The sequence below is a fragment of the Exiguobacterium sp. EF_C8 genome (assembly GCF_054956715.1).
This window is the reverse complement of sequence record NZ_CM143264.1, coordinates 3,030,423-3,051,755: the sequence shown is the minus strand read 5'-3', so window position 1 is coordinate 3,051,755 and position 21,333 is coordinate 3,030,423. Positions and strand designations below refer to the sequence as shown.

Below are 21,333 nucleotides of genomic sequence, written 5' to 3'. Positions count from 1 at the left end.
ATAGAGAGACAATAGTAGGGTTTACCACGCGAACTCCGAACAAAAACGTCTTCTTCACAAGAAGGAGATGTCACCAATGCTCAAATAAAGGACCGTGATCACCGAGTACAGGATCTTGACCGGGACGTATCACCTGACGAATCCGTTGAAGATTTTCCGGACGTTCACTTGTTTGGCCTGTCAGTGTGTCGTAGTCTTGACCATTCGGATAGGCACCGATCACACGGAAGTGTCGACTTGTATCAAGTGCTTTGTGTCCTGTGCCTGCAGGAAGTAAGAGAACATCTCCACTCGTCAAGGTGAAGGTCTTACCGAGTGGACCACCGAGTTGGACGGTCGCATGTCCTTCGAGAATACCAATCACTTCATGGGCGATGCTATGATAATGATGAAAATCAAAAATGCCATCTACCCAGCTATTGCGCCAGTCATGTGAATGGAAAGTCTGTTCGATGCGTGACGGTTCTTCAAATGCATGCCGATAAATCAACACCGGAAAATTAGGGTTATTCGGAATATGTCCGTCATCCTCAAAGTAAAATACCTCAACACGCATCTTCGTTGCTCCCTTCTCTGATGTGGTACAAAGTAATAATTCCCTCTATAATTACCCGTAATTAAATATCATCAATCGTCCGAGCATCTTTATGGCGTAACGAATCGGGAGGTGCTACGATGCTTAAGTTAACGAAATTACAAAGGAGGCTTTCCGATGATCGCCATCGAAGCAAAGTTAGAAGTACAACCCGCAAAACGAGAAGAATTTTTAGCAGCAACTAAAACATTAGTAGAAGGATCGCGTGCTGAAGCTGGAAACATCAGCTACGATCTGTTCCAAAGTACAGAAGACGAAAATGTCTTCATGATGATTGAAAAATGGGAAGACCAAGCTGCGATCGAAGCTCATAACACAAGTGCACATTTCGGACAATTCGTTGCATTTGCTCAAACAGCTCTTGCTAAACCATTGGACGTTCAATCATTCCAAGCATAATGAAACGAGTTAGAAGCGAATGTAACACATAAGGAAGGTATTCTAGGTTTTGTGATCTAGGATATCTTTCTTTTTTGTTTTATACAACGCGCTCCTTCGCTAGTTTATCTTCAGATGAAGATTTGATTAAAAATGTTCCACTTTTCTTTTACAATCACATAACATTTCATTAAAACTGTTAGTTTTTCCCTGAATAGGGCATTATTCTTATAAAGACACGAAAAGGAGGCCTTTATCATGAATGATCGAACAGATGCCACACAGTCGAAGCAATCATTCTTCAAGATGCCTCATACATATGCCATCATCATGGCGATTCTCATTATTTCAGTCATCTTGACGTACACGCTTCCAGCAGGACAATTCGACCGTGAAAAACAGGATGGTCAGACCGTCGTTATCGATGGTACCTATCGCGCGGTGGAGTCTGCACCTGTCAATTTCTTTGGTTTATTCGAAGCGATCCCGAAAGGAATGGAAGCAGGCGCTGCGATCATCTTTTACATTTTCTTAGTCGGTGGTGTCTTTGGCATCATTCGTCAAACGGGTGCCATCGAAGCAGGAATCAATCAATTGATTCGTCGGTTTGGTCAAAAGGGACACATCATGATTCCGATGACGATGTTCGTCTTTTCGATTGCCGGAGCAACAATCGGGATGGCAGAGGAAACAATCATCTTTGTACCGATTGGTATCATGCTCGCGCGTGCACTCGGTTATGACGCGATGACAGGAGCTGCAATCGTTAGTTTAGGAGCGGCGGTTGGTTTTGCTGGCGGGATGCTGAATCCGTTTACGGTAGGTGTTGCTCAATCGATCGCGGAAGTTCCACTCTTTAGCGGTCTTGGTTATCGAACCGCCGTTTATATCGTTTTCTTAGTCGTAACGATTCTTTATGTCATGACTTACGCACGGAAAGTCAAACAGGATCCAACGCGTAGCCTCGTTTATGATCTCGAACAACGTCGTGCGGAAGAAGCAGCAACGACGATTTCACGCTTTTCGAAACGTCATGCTTTTGTTTTACTGATTTTGATCGGTGGAATCACGCTCAACGTCATCGGAATTTTCGAGTGGGGCTGGTATTTGACAGAACTGACAGCCTCGTTCTTGATCATTGGATTGATTGCTGGGATCATCACACTCGGTGTGAACGGTACTTTTGAGAGTCTGATTGACGGGGCGAAAGCCGTGACGTTCGGTGCATTGATCGTTGGCTTTGCCCGTGCCATTGTCGTCATTCTTGAAGAAGGTCGTGTCATTGACACGGTCATTTACGGCTTATCGAATGCCGTAGGACATTTACCAACGTTCTTCGCTGTCATCGGAATGTACATCGTACAACTGATCACGAATTTCTTCATTCCATCGGGGAGCGGGCAAGCCGCGACAACGATGCCAATCATGGCACCTTTATCTGACTTACTCGGTATCGAGCGTCAAGTAGCTGTTTTAGCATTTCAATACGGAGATGGATTGACGAACATGATTTTTCCGACAAGTGCGCATTTGATGGCGTTTCTTGCGATCGCAGGTATTCCGTATGAGCAATGGTTACGTTTCGTCTGGAAACTCTTCGCGATTTGGATTGCTTTAGCATGTGCCGCCTTATTACTTGCTGTGACGCTCGGTATTCAATGAAGTCGACCTTTCGGACATCTGTCCGGAAGGTTTTTCTGTTGCAGGAATCGGGAAGCGTTATCACGAACGGGTAGAGAAGTGATTAAAGGGGGAACTGAAGTGACATATTCAATCGTTGGTTATTGCGAAAAAGAACAAGCGTGGGGTGTTGCTGTCCAATCGAAATTTTTAGCTGTTGGGAGTGCTGTTCCGTTTGCGAAAGCGGGAGTAGGTGCTGTAGCGACACAATCATTTGCAAATACGACGTATGGCCCTGAAGGGTTGCAGATGATCGAACAAGGCGCTTCAGCGGATGAAGTGCTCCGTCGATTAACGGAAGCGGATGAAGGGCGAGCAGATCGTCAAGTCGGAATCATCGATGCGCAGGGCAAAAGTGCGACTTTTACGGGAGAGAGATGTAACGACTGGGCAGGCGGAATTGCGGGGAAACATTTTGCGGCGCAAGGGAATATTCTTGTAGATGGCAATACGGTCAAAGAGATGGCACGTGTCTTTGAATCGACGCAAGGGCCACTTGCAGAACGGTTGTTGCGTGCGTTGGCTGCGGGGCAAGCAGCAGGCGGGGACTCGCGTGGGATGCAATCAGCAGCACTGCTCGTCGTTAAGGAAGGTGGCGGGTACGGTGGATTCAACGATCGCTATATTGATCTACGTGTTGATGATCACCCGAATCCAATTGAAGAACTCGAACGTATCTATCAATTGCACACACTTTACCTACAACCGAGTAAGCCGGAAGAAATCAAGCCCATCGATGATGCGTTAGAGTCGGAGTTGATGGATAAATTATTGACACTTGGCTACCGCGGTGATTTCGAAGAAGCGCTCCGGACATATCTGCATACGGAAAACTTTGAGATGCGCGAACAAGCGGATCGTGCGATTGATACACGTGTCCTCGCGTACATTCGATCCCAATGAAAACGACAGGATGGACCACGGTCCATCCTGTCGTTTTGTTCATGCTTGCGTCGACTGAGCACGAATCGGTACTTTAAATCCGGTCGCGATGAACCGTTCCATTTCCGGTTCCGATTTAGCATTCAAGCCAACTGTCCCCTCTCCTTTTAGTGCCACATTCGTTAACTTGACGCGATTGATGTCAGGACCGATCGTAATCCCGTGTTTGGCAGAATCCTCGATCCGGATATCCCGAAGGCATACATCCTCAGCTCCGTTTTCTCCACCAAAGATTTGGATATCCGTTTTTGCGTGGCGAAATCCACTCATTTTTAACTGACTGATCGTAACATTGCGTGCCTTATATTGAATTCCGATCATTGGCTGTTCTTGGTAGTCATAATACGGATCACCGAGCACCGTGAAATCATGAATAACGACATTACGATAAGCGGAAACGACGAGAGCGCGCGGTTTTGAATTCGCATATAGCGCCGTATATTGAGGAGTCTGAGCAATCAAGCGCGTTGCGATGATATTGTAAGCCGTCTGAGATGTTGGATCACTTGCTTGATGATGCCCGATATGGCGGAAATTAAAGGCACGGTGGTCATCAATTGATAAATGACCAACGATTTTAACGGTTGAGGCAGCAGAAGAGGTCGCATGCGCCTTGATTTCAAGTCCACCGAAGCAACGACTTGATGCGTTATTGAATAACCAGACATCGCGTGACCCATCATCGATTTCAATCCCGTTCGAATTGGAAAAACCTTCTGCATGGGCACGTCCACTCGGGTCATGCATAAAGCAGTTCGAGATGAAGAGATGGTCACTATGATGCGTCGTGATCCCGTCGTCTCCGAACCCGTAACCGGTTAATCCATCGAACCAGATGAATGAACTACTTAAGTTCGCTCGAGCACCGTCCCCGTTGTAATTGTAATACGGTGTCGAGATATCAAAACAATGGAGTCCTGGATTGACAGCTTCGACATCAAAGACCCAACCATAAGTGACATGTGCGTATGTGAGACAACTGGAGTGATTGCCCCATGTGCTACTTTTCTTTGCGTCACCGATTCGTTTGATGTTCCAATCAAGCGTCATTTTCTCAACAAGCAGGTGATGATTGCCAAGGAGATAATTTTGGTTCGTCACAAGACGTCGTCCTTTAGGTGCGTCATCGTGCATCTTTATAATCGTTTTCCCTTTGCCAGCTCCCGTTAAAATCGTATAACTAGGTAAACGAATTCCTCGAACGATGTACGTACCGGCTGGAACATGGACTTGTCGATGTCCATCACCGAGCGCTTCGATGAACGCTTGTGTATCATCTGTCTGTCCATCACCGACCGCACCATAGGAAGTGATATCAACGATTTCGACTTCACTGATCAAACGTTCGAACTCATGATTGAGCCGCCCGAACCAACTCGGTCGAATCTCATCGTGTGGCGTTACGAAAGCTGGTGTCAGCGGTAAAATATGTTTATCACGGTTTGTCAAAAATAACGGTGAGATCATCGAACGAAGTGTTCGACTGAGGTTAGGATCACGTCGTGGTGCAATAAATGTACTATCGTGTAGTAGTTGTTCTGCTTGTCGAACAGCCTGTTCGTTGCTTGATGTTTCAACGTATTCTTGAATCAGCGCCGCATTTTGATACGGATCATGCGTGTGATCGAGTTTCAACATGAAATAGTTCTCCTCTCTGAATAGGTCTGTCTACCTTTTCCCCTCTAATTGAACAATCATTCCTTGTTTCATAACATCCATAAAAATACACTAAAACTATACAGTTGGATTATAATGGATTTATAAAAAGGAGGGCTTTTGATGTCACTTCGCAAACGACTCGTAATTGGTATCGGATTGATTTTGCTGATATTAGGGATCAGTAAGCCGCTGACGGAAGCGGCTTTTCAAGCATTGAAGCCACAAGCGATAAAGATGTCAGGAGTCGAAACGAACGGATCGTGTAAACCGAACTGCAAGAACAACGGCAAGCTGTTAAACATTCCATTTCTTTCGTGGTTGCCTAAAAAGCAGACGAAGAATGACGAAGATTTACGTGTTTGGGACACGAATGAAAAGCCCAAAAAGCAGAAAGACCTCAAACCCCAAAAGGAAAAGAACAAGATCATCATTGTAGGAGTTGAAAACGCTAAACGAGGTACGAATGAAAAGGGGAATTCCTCCTCATCGATGGTATTTATACCCCTGCTTGTTCTCCTTCTAATCGCAATAGGCTATATCGTTTGTTGGAAACGTCGAAAGATCAAGAAACAAGATGAAGTATGGATAAGAACTGATATTCCGTTGCAGTCTTCAGACAACGATTATGTTTCGATCGAGAAACAAATTGATCTGCCAGATGCCTGGATTCGTAAACAACTCATCCAGTTCAATCACATACTCCCGACCCGCTTACGACGACACGATACAGAAACACTTCAGGAATGGTGCCTGCGTATCGGATTCCAACCGTCACATGTCCTAATAAAAGCCTATCTCTTAGAACGCTATACAGACCGAGCTACTACGATATCGGAGATGGACAAGCAAACGATTCAGGGGGAATTTGGAGCCTTCGTCCATCAGTTTGATTGAAACCTTTTGAAAGGAATGACGTAAATGGAATAGGAAAGGGGAGTTGATGATGTACCTAGCAGATGCCGTGAAATTAAAGAGTATTCTGAGGAAACAGCTTGATCAGCTGATTGAAGAAATGGAGCGCGTAGCGTTCATTGATTTAGAAAAGGGAGAAGCACTCCCCGCACAACAAGGCCGGAGCTTAACCGACGTCGAAGCCGCCATGGACATCGTGCGTCATGATATGCGAGTCTTGGATCGTCTCGTCTATGCGGCGAATCTAGAAACTGTCATCGTGACGGACGAAGGAGAAATGCCGCTCGTCGAAGCAATCGAGTGGGCGACCCAATTGCGGGCAAAGGCACAAAATTATCAGATGCTCGCAAGTCGACCAAAACGCGAGTTCCAATACGGATTTGAAGGGACGACGATCATTCGTCATGCCTTATTCGATCCAGATGCCTATCGCTTAAAAGCGGAGGAAGTGGAACGGCAAGCACACAAAGTATCGAATGCGATCAATGCCGCGAACTATCAAACGACAATTGACTTTGATGGTGGACGTTATATGTAACTCCTTGACGTGGTGAGACTCCACGTCAAGGAGAGGGGACGGACCTCAATTTTCCTCTGTGGAGAAGAGATGGCGACGGCAAACCGATGACCATGAACCATTGACAGACTGACCTGTTACCTTTGACCACCTATGGAACGCTGATGTTTTTTTCCGTCCCCGCTCCCTGTCGTTTCTTTGAGAAACGACAGGGATTTTTAGTGTGTCGATGGAAACAACAGGGTATAGAGAAGCACAAGAGAAAGGAGAGACATCATGAAACACACTTTTTCAGCATTCGTCGTACGAGAGGTGGATGGGAACTATGAAGGGAAGGTTGAGGCGAAACAAGTCGATGATTTACCGGAAGGAGACGTCTTAATTCGTGTCACGCATTCCTGTGTCAATTATAAGGATGCCTTATCGATGTCGGGTAATCGAGGGGTGACGAAATCCTATCCGCACACACCAGGCGTTGACGCAGCAGGATATATCGAACAAACGACAGATGCACGGTTTCAAACCGGTCAAGCGGTCGTCGTCAATGGCTTTGATTTTGGAATGAATACCTCGGGCGGATTTCAAGAATACATACGCGTACCAGCCGATTGGGTGACGCCACTTCCAGAATCCATTCGCCCATTAGAAGCGATGCGACATGGAACGGCAGGATTGACAGCAGCGCAATCAGTCGATGAACTGTCACGAATTGTCTCAAAGGAGACAGGACCCATCCTTGTGACTGGAGCGACAGGAGGTGTCGGTACGATTGCGATCGCCTTACTGATTCGATTAGGCTATACAGTACACGCCGTAACCGGGAAACGAGTAGAACAAGAACGATTACTTAAAAAAGGTGTGGCGGAGGTATTAGACCGCACTACGTTCTTAGAAGAAACAGACCGTCCATTAAAAAAAGGAACGTATGCAGGTGTCATTGATACGGTAGGAGGTCCATTGCTCGCATCCGTCATTCGCTTCGTACAGTATGGTGGTGTCGTGACGACGTGTGGTAACGTCGGTGGGGCAGAGATGACACTGACAGTCTATCCCTTCATCCTGCGTGGCGTTCGTTTGATCGGAATCGATGCGGTACAAACACCGATTGCATATCGAGAGATCTTATGGCAACGGCTGGCGGATGAGTGGCGTGTCGATCTTGAACCAGAAGTCGACGTCAAAACACTGAACGACTTACCTAAAATCGCAGAAGCTCTGCTGACTTCTCGTCATCGTGGTCGAACTGTCATCGAAATTTAAATATTTCGAGTAAACATTGGTGGTATAGTGGGGAAAAACTGTGTCGACTTTTCAGGAGGAACCATACATGAGTGAACACCAACAAGAACGACAGTCTCGACAAGAACGACGGAAACAGAAACGTAATCGCCGAGGGATTGCGTTTGGCGGTATTTTAGCAACGCTATTCATCGTAGGTGGCTGGTTGTATATGTTGACGAATAACGATGCCTCTCAAGCAACATCGACGCTTGAGAAGCCGAAAACGACGGATCAAGCAACGAAAAACGAAAAGTCGAAGAAAGAGGCAGCCTCGACAAAGGATCCAAAAGAAGCGAAAAAAGAGAAGAAGAAATCAAAGAAAAAGGCGGCAGAGTATGCGCAAGCAGCTTGGGTGACACGTCCGTTCGCGAACGTCTATCGCGATGCAAGTCGAAGTAGTGTCATCTATAAAGCAGATTTAGGTGATGTCTATGAGGTATTGGATGCAAAAGACGGAATGGTCCACTTGAAACTAAACGATAGTATCGAAGGGTATTTGCCTGAGACCGATGTCCGATTAGAAGCACCAAAAGGAACATCAGATAAAGCAGTCCTTACGGCACTCTCGCAAGCAGTTGCCAACCAACCGATTGATAAGCCGGAGCAGTATCTCGGAAAACCAATTGCTGAGTTCGAAGCAAAATATGGTGCTGTTGGTAATACGCAACAGGACGCGGTCAATACGTATTACTTCTCAAACGCCGGATACCTGCTCGTCGTCTCGGACGGAATCATTGAAGCGATCGACTGGACGAATGCCTCAACGAACGCCTTGTCAACGCTCGGTGAACCTGTCGTCGATACGAGCTACGGGACATGGTACGAGGGAGAATCTTTACAATTGAAAGTATTCCCGGACAACGGAAAGATGCGCTTACGTCTTGCCCGTGATCCTGGACAAGACTAATGGAAAGACGGATTTGCTCCAAGCGAATCCGTCTTTTTTGCGCATAAAAAAACCTCCCGAGTCCGACACTCGGGAGGAAATATGAAAATCCTTTGGGAGGAGATTTTCTTAGTAGACGCCTACTGCATCAAATGATTTCGCTGCAGCTGTTGCTTCTGCACTTGTTGAACCGTAAAGGTCTTTCGCCGATTGAACGACTGCTGCGCGAAGTGCGCTGAAGTTCGAGTTCGGAGTCAAATAGACGCTAAGAGCACGGTAGTAGATTGCTCCAAGTTTCGGTACGCCGACACCTGTGACAGTCACGTTGTAATGAGTTCCACCATTACCGAGGAGGTAAGCAGCTTTGTTGACGATACCAGAGTTCGTGTGGACACCACCGTTATCTTGTGTACCTGTGTAGCGTTTTGAGTAGTGATCTGGATCGCCGTAAGCAGCTGGATTCGACATTGAACGGAGTGCATCACCGCTGACACCAGGCGTGTAGATGTCTTCTCCTACGAGCCAGTCGAAGTTCGAACCGACTGAGTATTCAGCAACCGTACCCATGATATCCGAAACAGCTTCGTTGATTGCACCTGATTCATTTTGATAAACGAGACCAGCTGTGTATTCTGTGACAGCGTGTGTCAATTCATGCGCTACGACGTCAAGTGCGCCTGAGAGGTATGTGAACGTTGAACCGTCTCCGTCACCGTAGACCATCTTCGTTCCATCCCAGAATGCATTGTTATAGCTTGTTGAATAGTGGACAGATGAGTTTAAGGCAGCGCCTGCGTTGTCATAACTGTTGCGACCATATGTGTTTTTGTAGAAATCATATGTTTTCGCAGCGTTGACATGTGCGCTGACAGCAGCGCGGTCATATGTCGTATTGAACTGGTTATCGAGGTCAGACCAGAGTGTTCCTGGAAGTGTGTTGCGGTTCTTCGCATCATATGTGTAGATGCCTTTACCGCGAGTTGAATCTTGAAGATAGTAGTACGAGCCACTCTTCACTGTATTAAATGATGCGCTCGTGCCAAGAACTGTTGTTCCTGTACCGACTGCATTTGTTCCCGTAACTGTGTTGACTGGCTTCGCATGTGCTAGTTGGTCGAACTTATTAAGTACTTTACCTGAGTTTGCATCGATGAAATATGTCCAGCGTGATGGTTCTTTACCAGCGAGGACTGTCGATGTCACTTTATACGCATAGACTGCATCATTTTTAACAGGATAGATGACGAGTTCTGCTTTTGGAGCGACTTCGAATTCAGAAGCCTTGATTGCTTTTTGGTATAACTTGATTGCTTTCTTTTCAGAAAGAGTTGCTTTTTTCGCGAGACCTGGTTTTCCTTTGACGTTGATCGCATCGTTTACGATTGCTTTCAAAGTACCGTCTTTCGCGACGTTCCCGACGACGACACTACCAAAGACAGGGACGCCATCCACTTCTTGTTGGAGACGTACGATTTGTGAAGATCCGTCTTTTTCGACATTCTGAACAGCAAAGTCACCTTTTTTGTTCACGAAATCTTTAACGATTGTTGCAGCTGGTTCTGACGAAGCTTTCGTGAGTTTACCAGCTTGAAGACCTTCTGCACCTACGACCGTAGGAACAACAAGTACACTTGCGACAAGCGATGTAGCGAGAAACTTTTTCAAAATAAATCGCCTCCTTGTTTGGGTTGAGTCTAACTATGCCAAAGAATTAAGAAAGCGAGAATAAGTCATTCGAATTAAATCGAATTTTCTGAATATAGTCCGTAGTACCTGTACTGAATTATTAAGTATGAAAGATATTTCAACGCAAAAAAAGAACCATTCAAGCGAATGGTTCAACGAATCCGTTGGTAGAGATGGTGGACATCATCTCGTGTCTCATCAATCTTAAAGTCATTAGGATCAAGTTCAATCCCTTGTTTAGAGGCAAAACGTTGAATTTTTTCGAAGGACTTCCAAATTTCGATATCAGGTCCTTCATGTTTCCAAAAAATATAACGTGCAGCAGGAATACGGTGACCTTTCATTCCTTTTGGAATATCGTCGAGTGACGAGACCGGATACCCGACACATTGCGAGTATTTGGTTCCGTTTCGTTCGAGTGAGATATCGAGCGGATAGCTATCTGGTTTTGCAGGAATCTCATGTGAGCGTCTTGAAAATTCACGCCAGAGTTCCGGCATCAACGTATGCAATTCGTTTTCTTCACATGTCAGTCCAAGACCAACAAAATAAAATTCATGACGTTCCACGATTTTAGGATGCATGAGAAACTCCTTTCCATACTTACGACACGTCTTCAATCGGCGAACGTTTCAAGTCTAGAAAAAGACGCGTAAAAGTGGCGTCCCATTGTGTACCCATGCCCTCTTCTAAAATGGATAAAGCTTTTTCCACTGGCATTCCCTTACGATAAGGACGGTCAGATGTCATCGCATCGTAGGCATCAGCAATCGCCATGATCCGACCGAAGAGTGGAATGTCCTCTCCTGCGAGACCTTCCGGATACCCCTTTCCGTCATAGCGTTCGTGATGATACTTTACCCCAGGAAGAATCGGATATAACGTCTTTGGAAGCTGAACTTGCGATAGAATATGCACACCGATGACCGGGTGTTGCTGAATGATCTGAAATTCTTCGTCAGTCAGGCGACCTTCTTTTAATAACACATCGTCACGAATGCCGATTTTTCCGATATCGTGCAATAGTGCTGATTTGCGCAATAACTCGATTTGTTCGTAAGGTAGGTTGGCAGCCGTAGCGATTTCCACTGAATAAGCAGCGACACGAAGCGAGTGTCCTGCCGTATAAGGATCCCGGGCATCAAGTGTTGCGGCAAATAACGTAAATAGACTGTCCAGCAATTGCTCATTTTGTTCATCGCGTTTTTTGATTCCTTCCATCATCAGGTTAAAACCAGAGACGAGGTGCGAGAATTCATCAGAATACGGATTCGGTAACGAGACGAGACGATTGTTTTCGACATCTTGAATGCCTTGTTGAAGAATCGCAATCGGTTTTCGAATGTTCTCATAAAGAAGAAGACTACAAAACGTCGCGACGGACAAGATGACGATTAAAATAAGCGTCGACCAGCTCCAATAAGAGCGGAGGCTTTCATTTTCCGTTAACTGAACGGCTGAGGCGAGCACGAACAGCATGATCGGAAAAACACCGATAATCAATGTGCTGATCAGCATTTTTTGCTTTAACGTGACGACCGTCGTTTTTCTTGGAACATCAAAGCCATGTTCGAAGGCATACTTCTCTAACGTGAGGAGCATATGCTCCGTAACGCGGTAGGTTAGAAAAAATTCAATCAGACCGTGTAAAATCGCGACGAGAACAGCACCAAAACAGGCGAGACCAATCAAGTAGTACGGCATCTTTAACCACTCTTGAGAGATTGCGAGTGCTGTCAGGAGTGATGCGGGAACTGAGAGACCTAAGAAGTGTGGTCCCATGATGCGTTGAACAGTCAGAACCGGAAAGTGATGGGTCGTTTGATAAGCCTCTTGGAAAGAGGCGAGTGAAGGAATCTCGTTTTGGAAGAAGCGTCGTAAGGCACCGATGTGCCGAGAATAAATCATATATTCTAGTAAGAACATCAGACTGACAGATAAACCCATGATACCCATTAAAATCAACTGTTCATTCCTCGTGAAGGTAAGGGTCTCAAAAATAAACAGACACCCGACGCCGAACACCGCGATGAATGAACCGAGCAGATAGTTTCTTAGTAAGTGGCGTTCAAAACGTTGTAAAGCGCTCATTGTATCCTCCCCTTTAGTGAATTAGAGTGCTTTCAGCGTACCGTTTTCTAAAACGGTGGAAGGATGTTTTTTTGAAAAAAAGGTGAAAGAATCTTTTGAAAATCTTTTGAAATTAATACTCAAAAATAGGTATGGTCATAAAGCACTAATTATCTTAAAAAAGATTGATTAAGGAAGTAAAATAAACTAAGATTTGAATATTCAGAAAAGTATAGTAATCTTTTACTTTTCACTACTACATAGGGGGTCAATTCACGTGGGAAAAAAGAAACAGCTTAGCTTAGCCGTACTGTCTGGAATTACGGCAGCTGCTTTTGCTGTCGGTCCGGTCTTACCTGGTGGGCAGGTAAAATCCGTACAAGCAGCAGAAAAAGCAGCCTCTGGTGCACCAATGGACTTAAATACGGTCGATCAGGATCGTTTAGTCAAAGTGCTTGAAAAACGTGGGGTCATTTCAAAAGCAGCTTCAGCTGCGACGAAGCAACAAGCTGTTCAAAAGTATCTTGATAAGAAGGCAAATGGGAAACCGGCAGCCGATCATGATCATCATGAATCAAGTAAGGAAGCAGCGTTTGATAAGAAAACAAAGGATTTCTTGTCGAAACAGAAAGATCAATTGGCTAAACAATTAAAGAAAAAGCATGACAACTACAAAAAAGGCAATCCGAATGGCTTCGTCAAAGTTGATAAAGCAAAACAGGCAGCCTATAACGGAGCAACGCGGACAGATAAAGTCCTCGTTCTCCTCGTCGAGTATAGCGACTTCAAGCACAACAACGTCGTGCAAGAACCTGGATATATGTACTCAAATGATTTTAACCAAAAACATTATCAAGATCTCATGTTCGGAGATAAGGAATTCGAACTCTTCAACGGTGAAAAAGTAAAGACATTCAAACAATATTACGAAGAGCAATCAGGTGGAAGTTATTCCGTTGACGGGAAGGTTTCGAACTGGCTAACGGTTCCAGGAACTGCTAAGGATTACGGTTCAGATGATCCAAAAGGCGGGAACGATAATCTACCGGGAGCAAAAGGACCACGCGGGCTCGTTAAAGATGCATTGAATGCTGCTGTCAAATCAGGCATTAACTTAGCAGAATATGATCAATTTGATCAGTATGATATGGATGGTGACGGTAACTTAAATGAACCAGATGGTCTCGTCGATCACTTGATGATCATTCACGCGGGTACTGGACAAGAAGCGGGTGGCGGAACACTTGGTGATGACGCGATCTGGTCACACCGCTGGACACTTGGAGGCGTTTATCCTGTAGCTAATACGACAGCAAGTGTAGATTACTGGGGCGGAAAAATGGCTGCTTATGACTACACGGTCCAACCGGAAGATGGAGCAGTCGGTGTATTCGCGCATGAATTCGGTCATGATCTTGGATTACCGGATGAGTATGATACACAGTACACAGGTCAAGGCGAGCCAGTTGCTTCATGGTCCATCATGAGTGGCGGTAGCTGGAACGGTAACGTCGCAGGAACAGAACCAACAAGTTTCTCGCCACAAAATAAAGAGTTCTTCCAAAATGTAATGGGTGGAAACTGGGCAAACATCCAAACAATTGATTTTGATTCGCTCACGAAAGCTGGAACAGCTTCGTACCTCGATCAGAGTGTCACGAAATCAAAAAATCCAGGGATCATTAAAGTGAACTTACCGAAAAAACCGGTAAAAGGAATCGATCCAGCATTCGGTAAAAAGTATTACTACAGCACGAAAGGCAATGATTTGCATACGTCAATGACATCTCCAGAGTTCGATTTGACGAATGCAAAAGAAGCGAAGTTCGACTTCAAAGCACTCTATGATGTTGAATTCGATTATGACTTCTTGACAGTCACAGCGACTGCTGGTGGTCAATCGAAAGTCATCGATACGATTGGTGATCAAGATACAGATGGCGACAAACGTGCCGAATCAACAAAAGGCGCATGGGTCGATAAATCATATGACCTGAGCGAATTTGCTGGTAAGAAAGTCACGTTGAAATTCGAATATGTTACAGATGCTGGACTTGCTCTTGACGGCTTCGCATTAGATAACGCGAAATTGACAGTTGACGGAAAAGTCGTCTTTGAAGACGATGCTGAAGGTACACCGAAGTTCACGCTTGATGGTTTCATCGCTTCAGACGGTTTCTCTTATGCTGATAACGCGTACTACCTCGAATGGCGTAACTATGCAGGCTCGGATAAAGCACTTGAGCATGCACGTGGCGTCAAGTACAACACAGGTCTTGTCGTTTGGTATGGTGACTCAAGCTTTGACGATAACTGGGTTGGCATTCACCCAGGTGAAGGATTCCTCGGAGTCGTTGACTCGCATCCTGAAGCAATCGTTGGAACACTTAATGGTAAGCCAGTCACGACAGGAAGCACACGTTACCAAATCGCAGATGCTGCTTTCAGTTATGATAAAGCACCTGCATGGCTCATCGATTCGCCATCACGTGGACTTTACGACTATAAAGGTCTTCCAGGTGTGACGAAGTTTGATGATTCAAAATCGTATATCAACCAGTTGATTCCGGATGCAGGGAAATTGCTTCCGAACAATGGATTGAAAATTCAAGTCATCGGTGAAGCAAAAGATAACTCTGCTGGAGCAGTCTGGATCCACCGTTAAAAACAGAAGAACAGGTTCAGTTTCAGCTGAACCTGTTTTTTGTTTGAGTTACGTAGAATAAGTGGAATCAATTGGAAAAACATTGGTCTGGCAACTTGACTTTTAAAGCGCATCCATTTTATACTTACGTTAGCTTAATATTGTTATTGTCATTACGGATTCACATCGTGTCACGAACAATCTTTTCGTTGCTCCATGTATTTCGGGACAATAATGAATTCTTTTCATATGCTCAGCATATGTATTAAGTAATTTATTTTTGGAGGTTGTTCCCATGAACACAGGTAAAGTAAAATGGTTTAACGCAGAAAAAGGTTTCGGTTTCATCGAAGTTGAAGGCGGAGAAGACGTATTCGTACATTTCTCAGCAATCACTGGTGAAGGCTTCAAAACACTTGACGAAGGTCAAGAAGTTGAGTTCGAAATCACTGAAGGCGCACGTGGAGCACAAGCTGCTAACGTCGTAAAACTTTAATTTCAACTATTCAATCGTCCCTTTTCGGAGGGGCGGTTTTTTATTAGACTAATATCTTGAATTCAAGATATTAGTGCGTTATACTTCAATTACCAAATCATTTACAGGGAGTGACGAAGATGGAGCTACTTGGAATTCATCATGTATCAATCTTAACAGGCATGGCAGAGCGAAATTATCAATTTTATACGAAAGTACTCGGAATGCGTTTGATTAAAAAGACAGTAAATCAAGATGACACGACATCGTATCATTTGTTTTATGGAGATGCGGAAGGGAATCCTGGAACAGATTTGACGTTTTTCGATATTCCACATCTTGGAACGGGTGTACCAGGAGCATCGAGTATTTCTTCGACATCTCTTCGTGTCAAAACAACAGCCGCTCTTCAATTTTGGAAAAAACGGTTTGAGGAAAAGGACGTTGAGCATGACGAAATCATTGAGCGTGCTGGACGACAGACACTGGCGTTTCGTGATCAGGAAGGAACGCGTTTGATTCTTGTCGCGGAAGATGGCGAAGTAGGTGTCGCAGGCGGTGTCCCATGGCCGCAAGAAGAGATTCCTTCTGAACATGCCATTGTTGGACTTGGAGCCGTGACATTGACGGTTAACGATCCGACACTAACGGTCCGCGTGCTGACGGAAGTGATGGGTTTCCGGAACGTTGGTCGCTATCCTTCACTAGCAGGTGACTTTGCTCCAATCGAAGTCTATGCGACAGGAGAAGGGGGAATCGGAGCAGAAGTCCACGTCGAAGCGCGTCCAGACCTTGATCGGGAACGTTTAGGTCGTGGTGGTGTGCACCATGTCGCGTTCCGTGTACCGAACAGTGAGGAGTACGAGAAGTGGGTCGAACGTCTGAATGCTTATCACTTACCGAACTCCGGTAAAGTCGATCGTCACTATTTCCAAGCCCTTTACTTCCGGGAACCGAATCATATCTTATTTGAACTCTCGACAGATACACCAGGATTTGCGACGGATGAGTCGGTTGAAACATTAGGGGAGACACTTGCGTTACCTCCGTTTCTTGAGCCAAAACGAGCTGCCATCGAAGCTCGGTTACGACCACTCGAAATCTGACAATCCTGTGACACAGGTCACAGATGGATCGTCCATCCCGTATACTAAGAGCAGGAATCAGGAAAAAGGAGTGACGGGATGTTAAGAACTACGCTTGGGCAATTCCGGATGATTGCGATATTAGAAGGAATTTCGTTTTTAGTCTTACTGTTGATTGCGATGCCGCTGAAATATATGGCGGACATTCCACAAGCAGTTTCGGTCGTTGGTGCACTTCACGGTGTCTTATTCGTCATGTACGCGATCTGGCTCGCCGTTGTGAAATTCAAATACGATTGGTCGATCATCAAGGCGGGTATTGCGTTCATCGCATCATTCATCCCGTTCGGCACGTTCATACTCGATCGGAAGTTAAAACAGGAAGCAACAAACGCGTAAATTGTGTATACTGAATAGAGCACGGCTGTGGATAACTGTTTTTGTCTATGCGAAGCAGGTTATCCACAGCTTTTTTCTGTGGATAATTTTTAGGAGGATATATTATGTCAACATTTGAAACATTACACATCAGTGACCTGTGGATAAAAAAATTACAAAAACAAGGCATCAAGGAGCCGACACCGATTCAAGAACAAGCGATTCCATCATTACTTGACGGACGCGACTTGATTGGACAGGCGCAAACCGGAACAGGAAAGACACTAGCGTTCCTCTTACCGATTCTTGAGCAAATCGATGTCGAATCGCAAACGGTCCAAGCATTGATCGTCGCACCGACTCGCGAACTCGCGCGTCAAATCGCAGATGAGACCCATAAGCTGATTCGCAATACGGAACAGTACCGTGCTCTCGCAGTATATGGCGGACAAGACGTCTTTAAACAGATTCAACGACTCGGACGGATGCCACAAATCATCATCGGAACACCAGGACGGATTCTCGATCATGTCGGTCGCGGCACACTAGACTTAAGCGAATTACGTACACTCGTCTTAGATGAGGCAGACCAAATGCTTCAAATCGGTTTCTTGCCAGAAATTGAAGATATCATTGAGGCAGCACCTGTTGATCGCCAGTTCGTCATGTTATCAGCAACGATGCCACCTAAAGTAGAGGAACTGGCGAAAACGTATTTGCGTAACCCAGTCGAAGTGCAGGTAGAAGCGGAAAGCATCACTGTAGAAGCGATCGAGCAGTTCGTCGTCGAGACGACGGATCGTCGCAAGCAGGCGACACTACGGACGATGCTTGACGAGATGCGTCCATATGCAGCTATCATTTTCTGCCGTACGCAACGTCGTGTCAGTAAATTAAACGAAGAAATGCAGATGCAAGGGTATCCGACGGATGAACTGCATGGTGGGTTGACGCAAGGGAAACGGGAAAAGGCAATGGCGAAGTTCTATCAAGGAAAAACACAATTCCTGATTGCAACAGACGTCGCTTCCCGTGGTCTCGATGTGACAGGTGTGACACACGTCTTCAACTACGATTTACCGGACGATGCCGAAAGTTATGTTCACCGGATCGGTCGGACAGGACGTGCTGGGAACGATGGAATTGCCGTCTCGATCGTGACGCCGAAAGATGGTCGGACGTTCCGTGATATGGAACGTGAATTGAACATCTCGGTCACGCCAATCGTCGTCGAATTGTCTGAAGAGGCGATTCGCGCACAGCACGACCAGAGTAAAGGATCACGGAAGACGACAGAAGGACGTGGAAACACACGTCGTTCGAGTAATCGTCACCCGGGACGCGCACATCGTAAATAAACAGAAACAAGATAAAAGAGCCGGTCCATTTTCTCTGAAAAAGAGAAAATGAACCGGCTCTTTTTTATTTAGCATATACCATCTGACCACCAAGATGACCGGTATAAGCAAGTAATCCACTACCGACGATGGCAACGACAAAACTGAGTAATAAAAACATTTTTTTGTTTGAGCGGTAACCCAATAACAAAAATAACAGCGAGACACCAAAGGCAACAAGGCTGAACAACGCGAAATGCTCATGATTTTCGATAGCAGCATGGGTAACGCTACTTAAGTTCGCTTCCGCATACTCTTCTGCTCCGTCTCCAGACAAATAGGCGGCGACCCCAGAAATCAGACCAACGACTAGCGTAAAGAGGGCGAACAATTTGAATTGCGTCCATTTCAGACTGACGAGTAACAATAACGTTGCGAATAATAAAAGTGCGATCGGTGCATGGACAAGAAGTGGATGAAGCGGTACGTTTCCCAACATATCAAAGACCTCCTTAGATAAGTATGATAAAGAATAATTTCACTTTACCCTGCTTATCTGACAGCTAACTGACACCGTTTTAAAGAGTTGGGAAATGAATGATGAAGCGTGTGCCTTCACCTAATGTTGAATCAATAGAAATCGTACCGCCATGTTGATCGACAATCGATTGAGCAATCGATAAGCCGAGGCCCGTACCTGTTCCGTGACGTGAATGATCCCCCCGGTAAAAACGCTCGAATATTTTAGTTTGTTGATCGGAAGCGATACCGATCCCACGGTCCTGTATCGTCAACTGGCGTTCTGTAGTAGTTTCTTCGAGGGAGACATCAATGACTTTATCGCTGTAGACAAGAGCATTCTCAAGAAAGACCGTCAATAAGCGATTCAATTGATGGGCATCCCCTTTCATGTGTAAGTCAGGCGCGATCGAAGCGTGGATGATGCGATCCGAGTAGGCATGCTGAAAACGTTCGACGGTCTTTTGAACGAGTGAACTAAGGTCAACTTCCTGTTTCGGTGAAAGTTGTCCTTCTCGCGCAAGCAATAGTAAATCAGAGACTAAATACTGCATGCTTGCCGTTTCTGCTTTGATATCCTCTAGAATCGTTCGTCCTTCATTCGAAAGTGATTCCGCTTCTAGCAATTCAATCCCGCTGTAGACGATTGTCAAAGGTGTCCGTAGTTCATGTGAAGCATCGGACGTAAAACGACGTTGGCGATCGAATGCTTGTTGCACCGGTATGACGGCTCGACCAGCAAGGATGTATCCGACTAGTGTCAGGACAATCGTTGCGAGAACCGCAATCCCCGCAAGAACGGCAATCAATCGCTGTAAGGTATCTTCTGTCGGAGAGATGTCCTTCATCAGCAGTAGTCGTCCTTCTTCGGTACTCCGTTGATACAGTAAGAAGTGTCGATCATCCCAGTCCACTTGTTTCGTCGTATCATCTGACCTTAAAAAACGACGCAGTGTTTTGGACTCGACGTCTGGCGGCAGACTTTCATAGCGTTCGTTTCCTGAATCATCGAGTAACTGAAAGTAGATCGGATTTTGGATGAATTGATCTTCTCCGTGCTCGATCCGTTCGAAGATATCTCGATCAGATATGCCCTTCAATTGATTCAATTCCATTCGATTCAGCAATTGAGCGTTCGTGACATACACACCAATCAGGATGAGCACTAGTACAAAAAAGAACGAACCACTGAATAATAACGTCAGTCGTTTTCGAATCGAGTCAAGCATGCGGATCACCTAATCGATAACCGAATCCGCGAACTGTCCGGATCAAATTAGGAGCACCGACCGCATCTAGTTTTTTTCGAACAAGTCGGACGAGCGCATCGAGCGCGTTATCCGTAATATCCGCACCGATGCCCCACACGACTTCGATGATTAATTCACGACTCATCACCTGTTCAGGTCGTCTTAGGAGCAAAGAAAGGAATTCGAATTCACGTCGTGTTAAATCAATCGGATGGTGTTCATAGGAAATCGTTTGTGAGGACAGATCAAGGACTAGTCCATTGAAGGTGACCGTCGACACGAATGCCTTTTGTTGACGACGACTGAGCGCGCGCAGTCGTGCCAAAAGTTCATTTGATTGAAACGGTTTGACGAGATAGTCATCCGCTCCACTATCAAGACCATGGACGAGATCAATTTCCGTATCGCGAGCAGTCAGCATCAAGATGCCGCCTTCAAACTGTTCTTGGCGTAAAGTAGCGGCGACTTCGACTCCGCTCTTGCGAGGCATCATCCAATCGAGAACGAGTAAGTCATAGCGATACGTCTGACATTGGAGGAGCGCCTCCACTCCATCCCGTGCAACATCTACCTGATATCCTGCCCGCTCCAAATGGAGGCGTAACATCTTCGCAAGACGCTGATCATCTTCTGCTACCAAAACGCGCATGCACATCGCTCCTCTTTTTTTCTCATTATCCCATAGTTGCCGTCAGTTAGTTGTCAGTTTTTTTCGATACAGTAAACGTAACAAGAAGGGAGAGGAAACAGATGAAACCAAAACCATTTGCGAAATGGCTCGTCGGGCTTAGTAGTTCCGTCTTCATCGGACTTGCGATTGGTCAGTTGAGTGTCAGTTCGAGCGATTCCTCGACGACACCTGTTTCGACAGGCGATACGTATTCGAATGATACGACATTACCATCCCAAGGAAATCAATATAGCGATGATGAAGACGAATATGGAGAAGATGATGATGGTCAATGGCAGGGCGACGAATCGTCTGGATTCAGTCAACCAGGTGGGTCGAGTGACGGTCAGTCCAGTCATTCGAGGTAAG

21 protein-coding genes are annotated in these 21,333 nt (G+C 45.6%); 13 read left to right on the top strand and 8 right to left on the bottom strand.

Annotation, left to right across the window (positions count from 1 at the left end):
• Positions 1-70: 70 nt before the first annotated feature.
• The gene (locus tag ACY2IG_RS16115; RefSeq protein ID WP_290755279.1) at positions 71-556 is read right to left on the bottom strand and encodes a cupin domain-containing protein; all 486 of its coding nucleotides are present in this window, start codon (positions 554-556) and stop codon (positions 71-73) included.
• A gap of 156 nt (positions 557-712) precedes the next feature.
• On the opposite strand from ACY2IG_RS16115, the gene ACY2IG_RS16110 reads away from it, so the two are divergent.
• The 3 genes from ACY2IG_RS16110 to ACY2IG_RS16100 all read left to right on the top strand — a co-directional run bounded on the left by ACY2IG_RS16110 (position 713) and on the right by ACY2IG_RS16100 (position 3,556).
• Positions 713-994 carry a putative quinol monooxygenase gene (locus ACY2IG_RS16110; protein WP_035411908.1) on the top strand — a complete coding sequence of 94 codons (282 nt, stop codon included), beginning with the start codon at positions 713-715 and terminating at the stop codon, positions 992-994.
• A 237-nt stretch (positions 995-1,231) separates the two neighbouring features.
• Positions 1,232-2,635: a YfcC family protein gene (locus tag ACY2IG_RS16105; RefSeq protein ID WP_056064783.1), complete on the top strand. Its 1,404-nt coding sequence runs from the start codon at positions 1,232-1,234 to the stop codon at positions 2,633-2,635.
• Positions 2,636-2,734: 99 nt separating this feature from the next.
• The gene (locus ACY2IG_RS16100; protein ID WP_035411914.1) at positions 2,735-3,556 is read left to right on the top strand and encodes a DUF1028 domain-containing protein; all 822 of its coding nucleotides are present in this window, start codon (positions 2,735-2,737) and stop codon (positions 3,554-3,556) included.
• 39 nt (positions 3,557-3,595) lie between these two features.
• On the opposite strand, the gene ACY2IG_RS16095 is transcribed toward ACY2IG_RS16100, so the two are convergent.
• Positions 3,596-5,233, bottom strand: coding sequence for a glycosyl hydrolase family 28-related protein (locus tag ACY2IG_RS16095; protein WP_329469549.1), 1,638 nt, complete (start codon positions 5,231-5,233; stop codon positions 3,596-3,598).
• 141 nt (positions 5,234-5,374) lie between these two features.
• Here ACY2IG_RS16095 and ACY2IG_RS16090 point away from each other — a divergent pair, with 141 nt between their 5' ends.
• The 4 genes from ACY2IG_RS16090 to ACY2IG_RS16075 all read left to right on the top strand — a co-directional run bounded on the left by ACY2IG_RS16090 (position 5,375) and on the right by ACY2IG_RS16075 (position 8,871).
• The gene (locus tag ACY2IG_RS16090; RefSeq protein WP_462618199.1) at positions 5,375-6,148 is read left to right on the top strand and encodes a hypothetical protein; all 774 of its coding nucleotides are present in this window, start codon (positions 5,375-5,377) and stop codon (positions 6,146-6,148) included.
• Between the two features lie 49 nt (positions 6,149-6,197).
• Positions 6,198-6,704, top strand: coding sequence for a hypothetical protein (locus tag ACY2IG_RS16085; RefSeq protein WP_035411922.1), 507 nt, complete (start codon positions 6,198-6,200; stop codon positions 6,702-6,704).
• Positions 6,705-6,959: 255 nt separating this feature from the next.
• Entirely contained in the window at positions 6,960-7,943 is a 984-nt protein-coding gene (locus ACY2IG_RS16080; RefSeq protein ID WP_462618198.1) for a YhdH/YhfP family quinone oxidoreductase, read from the top strand.
• Between the two features lie 67 nt (positions 7,944-8,010).
• Positions 8,011-8,871, top strand: coding sequence for a hypothetical protein (locus ACY2IG_RS16075; RefSeq protein WP_056064797.1), 861 nt, complete (start codon positions 8,011-8,013; stop codon positions 8,869-8,871).
• A 108-nt stretch (positions 8,872-8,979) separates the two neighbouring features.
• Here ACY2IG_RS16075 and ACY2IG_RS16070 read toward each other — a convergent pair whose 3' ends face one another.
• From ACY2IG_RS16070 to ACY2IG_RS16060, 3 genes are all read right to left on the bottom strand, one after another.
• Positions 8,980-10,515, bottom strand: coding sequence for a M4 family metallopeptidase (locus ACY2IG_RS16070; protein WP_290753598.1), 1,536 nt, complete (start codon positions 10,513-10,515; stop codon positions 8,980-8,982).
• 173 nt (positions 10,516-10,688) lie between these two features.
• A complete protein-coding gene (locus ACY2IG_RS16065) occupies positions 10,689-11,120 on the bottom strand; it encodes a GyrI-like domain-containing protein (RefSeq protein ID WP_290774412.1) in 432 nt (143 codons plus the stop codon).
• A gap of 19 nt (positions 11,121-11,139) precedes the next feature.
• Positions 11,140-12,627, bottom strand: a complete 1,488-nt coding sequence (locus tag ACY2IG_RS16060) for an HD domain-containing phosphohydrolase (RefSeq protein ID WP_056064808.1) — start codon at positions 12,625-12,627, stop codon at positions 11,140-11,142.
• Between the two features lie 256 nt (positions 12,628-12,883).
• Here ACY2IG_RS16060 and ACY2IG_RS16055 point away from each other — a divergent pair, with 256 nt between their 5' ends.
• From ACY2IG_RS16055 to ACY2IG_RS16035, 5 genes are all read left to right on the top strand, one after another.
• Positions 12,884-15,271 carry an immune inhibitor A domain-containing protein gene (locus ACY2IG_RS16055; RefSeq protein ID WP_329469537.1) on the top strand — a complete coding sequence of 796 codons (2,388 nt, stop codon included), beginning with the start codon at positions 12,884-12,886 and terminating at the stop codon, positions 15,269-15,271.
• A gap of 274 nt (positions 15,272-15,545) precedes the next feature.
• Positions 15,546-15,746, top strand: coding sequence for a cold-shock protein (locus ACY2IG_RS16050; RefSeq protein WP_023469752.1), 201 nt, complete (start codon positions 15,546-15,548; stop codon positions 15,744-15,746).
• A 119-nt stretch (positions 15,747-15,865) separates the two neighbouring features.
• Positions 15,866-16,831 carry a ring-cleaving dioxygenase gene (locus tag ACY2IG_RS16045; protein ID WP_035411942.1) on the top strand — a complete coding sequence of 322 codons (966 nt, stop codon included), beginning with the start codon at positions 15,866-15,868 and terminating at the stop codon, positions 16,829-16,831.
• A 78-nt stretch (positions 16,832-16,909) separates the two neighbouring features.
• Complete coding sequence (locus ACY2IG_RS16040) at positions 16,910-17,209, top strand: DUF3817 domain-containing protein (protein ID WP_035411945.1); 300 nt, start codon at positions 16,910-16,912, stop codon at positions 17,207-17,209.
• Positions 17,210-17,313: 104 nt separating this feature from the next.
• Positions 17,314-18,546: a DEAD/DEAH box helicase gene (locus tag ACY2IG_RS16035; RefSeq protein WP_462618197.1), complete on the top strand. Its 1,233-nt coding sequence runs from the start codon at positions 17,314-17,316 to the stop codon at positions 18,544-18,546.
• Between the two features lie 64 nt (positions 18,547-18,610).
• Here ACY2IG_RS16035 and ACY2IG_RS16030 read toward each other — a convergent pair whose 3' ends face one another.
• The 3 genes from ACY2IG_RS16030 to ACY2IG_RS16020 form a co-directional block, all read right to left on the bottom strand.
• Positions 18,611-19,024 (bottom strand): DUF2231 domain-containing protein, encoded by a 414-nt coding sequence (locus tag ACY2IG_RS16030; protein ID WP_214856704.1) that lies wholly within the window; start codon positions 19,022-19,024, stop codon positions 18,611-18,613.
• Positions 19,025-19,103: 79 nt separating this feature from the next.
• Positions 19,104-20,273 (bottom strand): sensor histidine kinase, encoded by a 1,170-nt coding sequence (locus ACY2IG_RS16025; protein WP_035411953.1) that lies wholly within the window; start codon positions 20,271-20,273, stop codon positions 19,104-19,106.
• Positions 20,266-20,943, bottom strand: a complete 678-nt coding sequence (locus ACY2IG_RS16020; RefSeq protein WP_035411955.1) for a response regulator transcription factor — start codon at positions 20,941-20,943, stop codon at positions 20,266-20,268. The genes ACY2IG_RS16025 and ACY2IG_RS16020 overlap by 8 nt, the downstream gene beginning before the upstream one ends.
• A 101-nt stretch (positions 20,944-21,044) precedes the next feature.
• Between ACY2IG_RS16020 and ACY2IG_RS16015 the strand changes: the two genes are divergently transcribed.
• Positions 21,045-21,332 carry a hypothetical protein gene (locus tag ACY2IG_RS16015; protein WP_462618196.1) on the top strand — a complete coding sequence of 96 codons (288 nt, stop codon included), beginning with the start codon at positions 21,045-21,047 and terminating at the stop codon, positions 21,330-21,332.
• Position 21,333: the final 1 nt, after the last annotated feature.

Coding starts and splice junctions, on each gene's coding strand:
- ACY2IG_RS16115 (WP_290755279.1), bottom strand. CDS start 556: ATGCGTGTTGAGGTATTTTACTTTGAGGATGACGGACATATTCCGAAT.
- ACY2IG_RS16110 (WP_035411908.1), top strand. CDS start 713: ATGATCGCCATCGAAGCAAAGTTAGAAGTACAACCCGCAAAACGAGAA.
- ACY2IG_RS16105 (WP_056064783.1), top strand. CDS start 1,232: ATGAATGATCGAACAGATGCCACACAGTCGAAGCAATCATTCTTCAAG.
- ACY2IG_RS16095 (WP_329469549.1), bottom strand. CDS start 5,233: ATGTTGAAACTCGATCACACGCATGATCCGTATCAAAATGCGGCGCTG.
- ACY2IG_RS16090 (WP_462618199.1), top strand. CDS start 5,375: ATGTCACTTCGCAAACGACTCGTAATTGGTATCGGATTGATTTTGCTG.
- ACY2IG_RS16085 (WP_035411922.1), top strand. CDS start 6,198: ATGTACCTAGCAGATGCCGTGAAATTAAAGAGTATTCTGAGGAAACAG.
- ACY2IG_RS16080 (WP_462618198.1), top strand. CDS start 6,960: ATGAAACACACTTTTTCAGCATTCGTCGTACGAGAGGTGGATGGGAAC.
- ACY2IG_RS16075 (WP_056064797.1), top strand. CDS start 8,011: ATGAGTGAACACCAACAAGAACGACAGTCTCGACAAGAACGACGGAAA.
- ACY2IG_RS16065 (WP_290774412.1), bottom strand. CDS start 11,120: ATGCATCCTAAAATCGTGGAACGTCATGAATTTTATTTTGTTGGTCTT.
- ACY2IG_RS16060 (WP_056064808.1), bottom strand. CDS start 12,627: ATGAGCGCTTTACAACGTTTTGAACGCCACTTACTAAGAAACTATCTG.
- ACY2IG_RS16050 (WP_023469752.1), top strand. CDS start 15,546: ATGAACACAGGTAAAGTAAAATGGTTTAACGCAGAAAAAGGTTTCGGT.
- ACY2IG_RS16045 (WP_035411942.1), top strand. CDS start 15,866: ATGGAGCTACTTGGAATTCATCATGTATCAATCTTAACAGGCATGGCA.
- ACY2IG_RS16040 (WP_035411945.1), top strand. CDS start 16,910: ATGTTAAGAACTACGCTTGGGCAATTCCGGATGATTGCGATATTAGAA.
- ACY2IG_RS16035 (WP_462618197.1), top strand. CDS start 17,314: ATGTCAACATTTGAAACATTACACATCAGTGACCTGTGGATAAAAAAA.
- ACY2IG_RS16030 (WP_214856704.1), bottom strand. CDS start 19,024: ATGTTGGGAAACGTACCGCTTCATCCACTTCTTGTCCATGCACCGATC.
- ACY2IG_RS16025 (WP_035411953.1), bottom strand. CDS start 20,273: ATGCTTGACTCGATTCGAAAACGACTGACGTTATTATTCAGTGGTTCG.
- ACY2IG_RS16020 (WP_035411955.1), bottom strand. CDS start 20,943: ATGCGCGTTTTGGTAGCAGAAGATGATCAGCGTCTTGCGAAGATGTTA.
- ACY2IG_RS16015 (WP_462618196.1), top strand. CDS start 21,045: ATGAAACCAAAACCATTTGCGAAATGGCTCGTCGGGCTTAGTAGTTCC.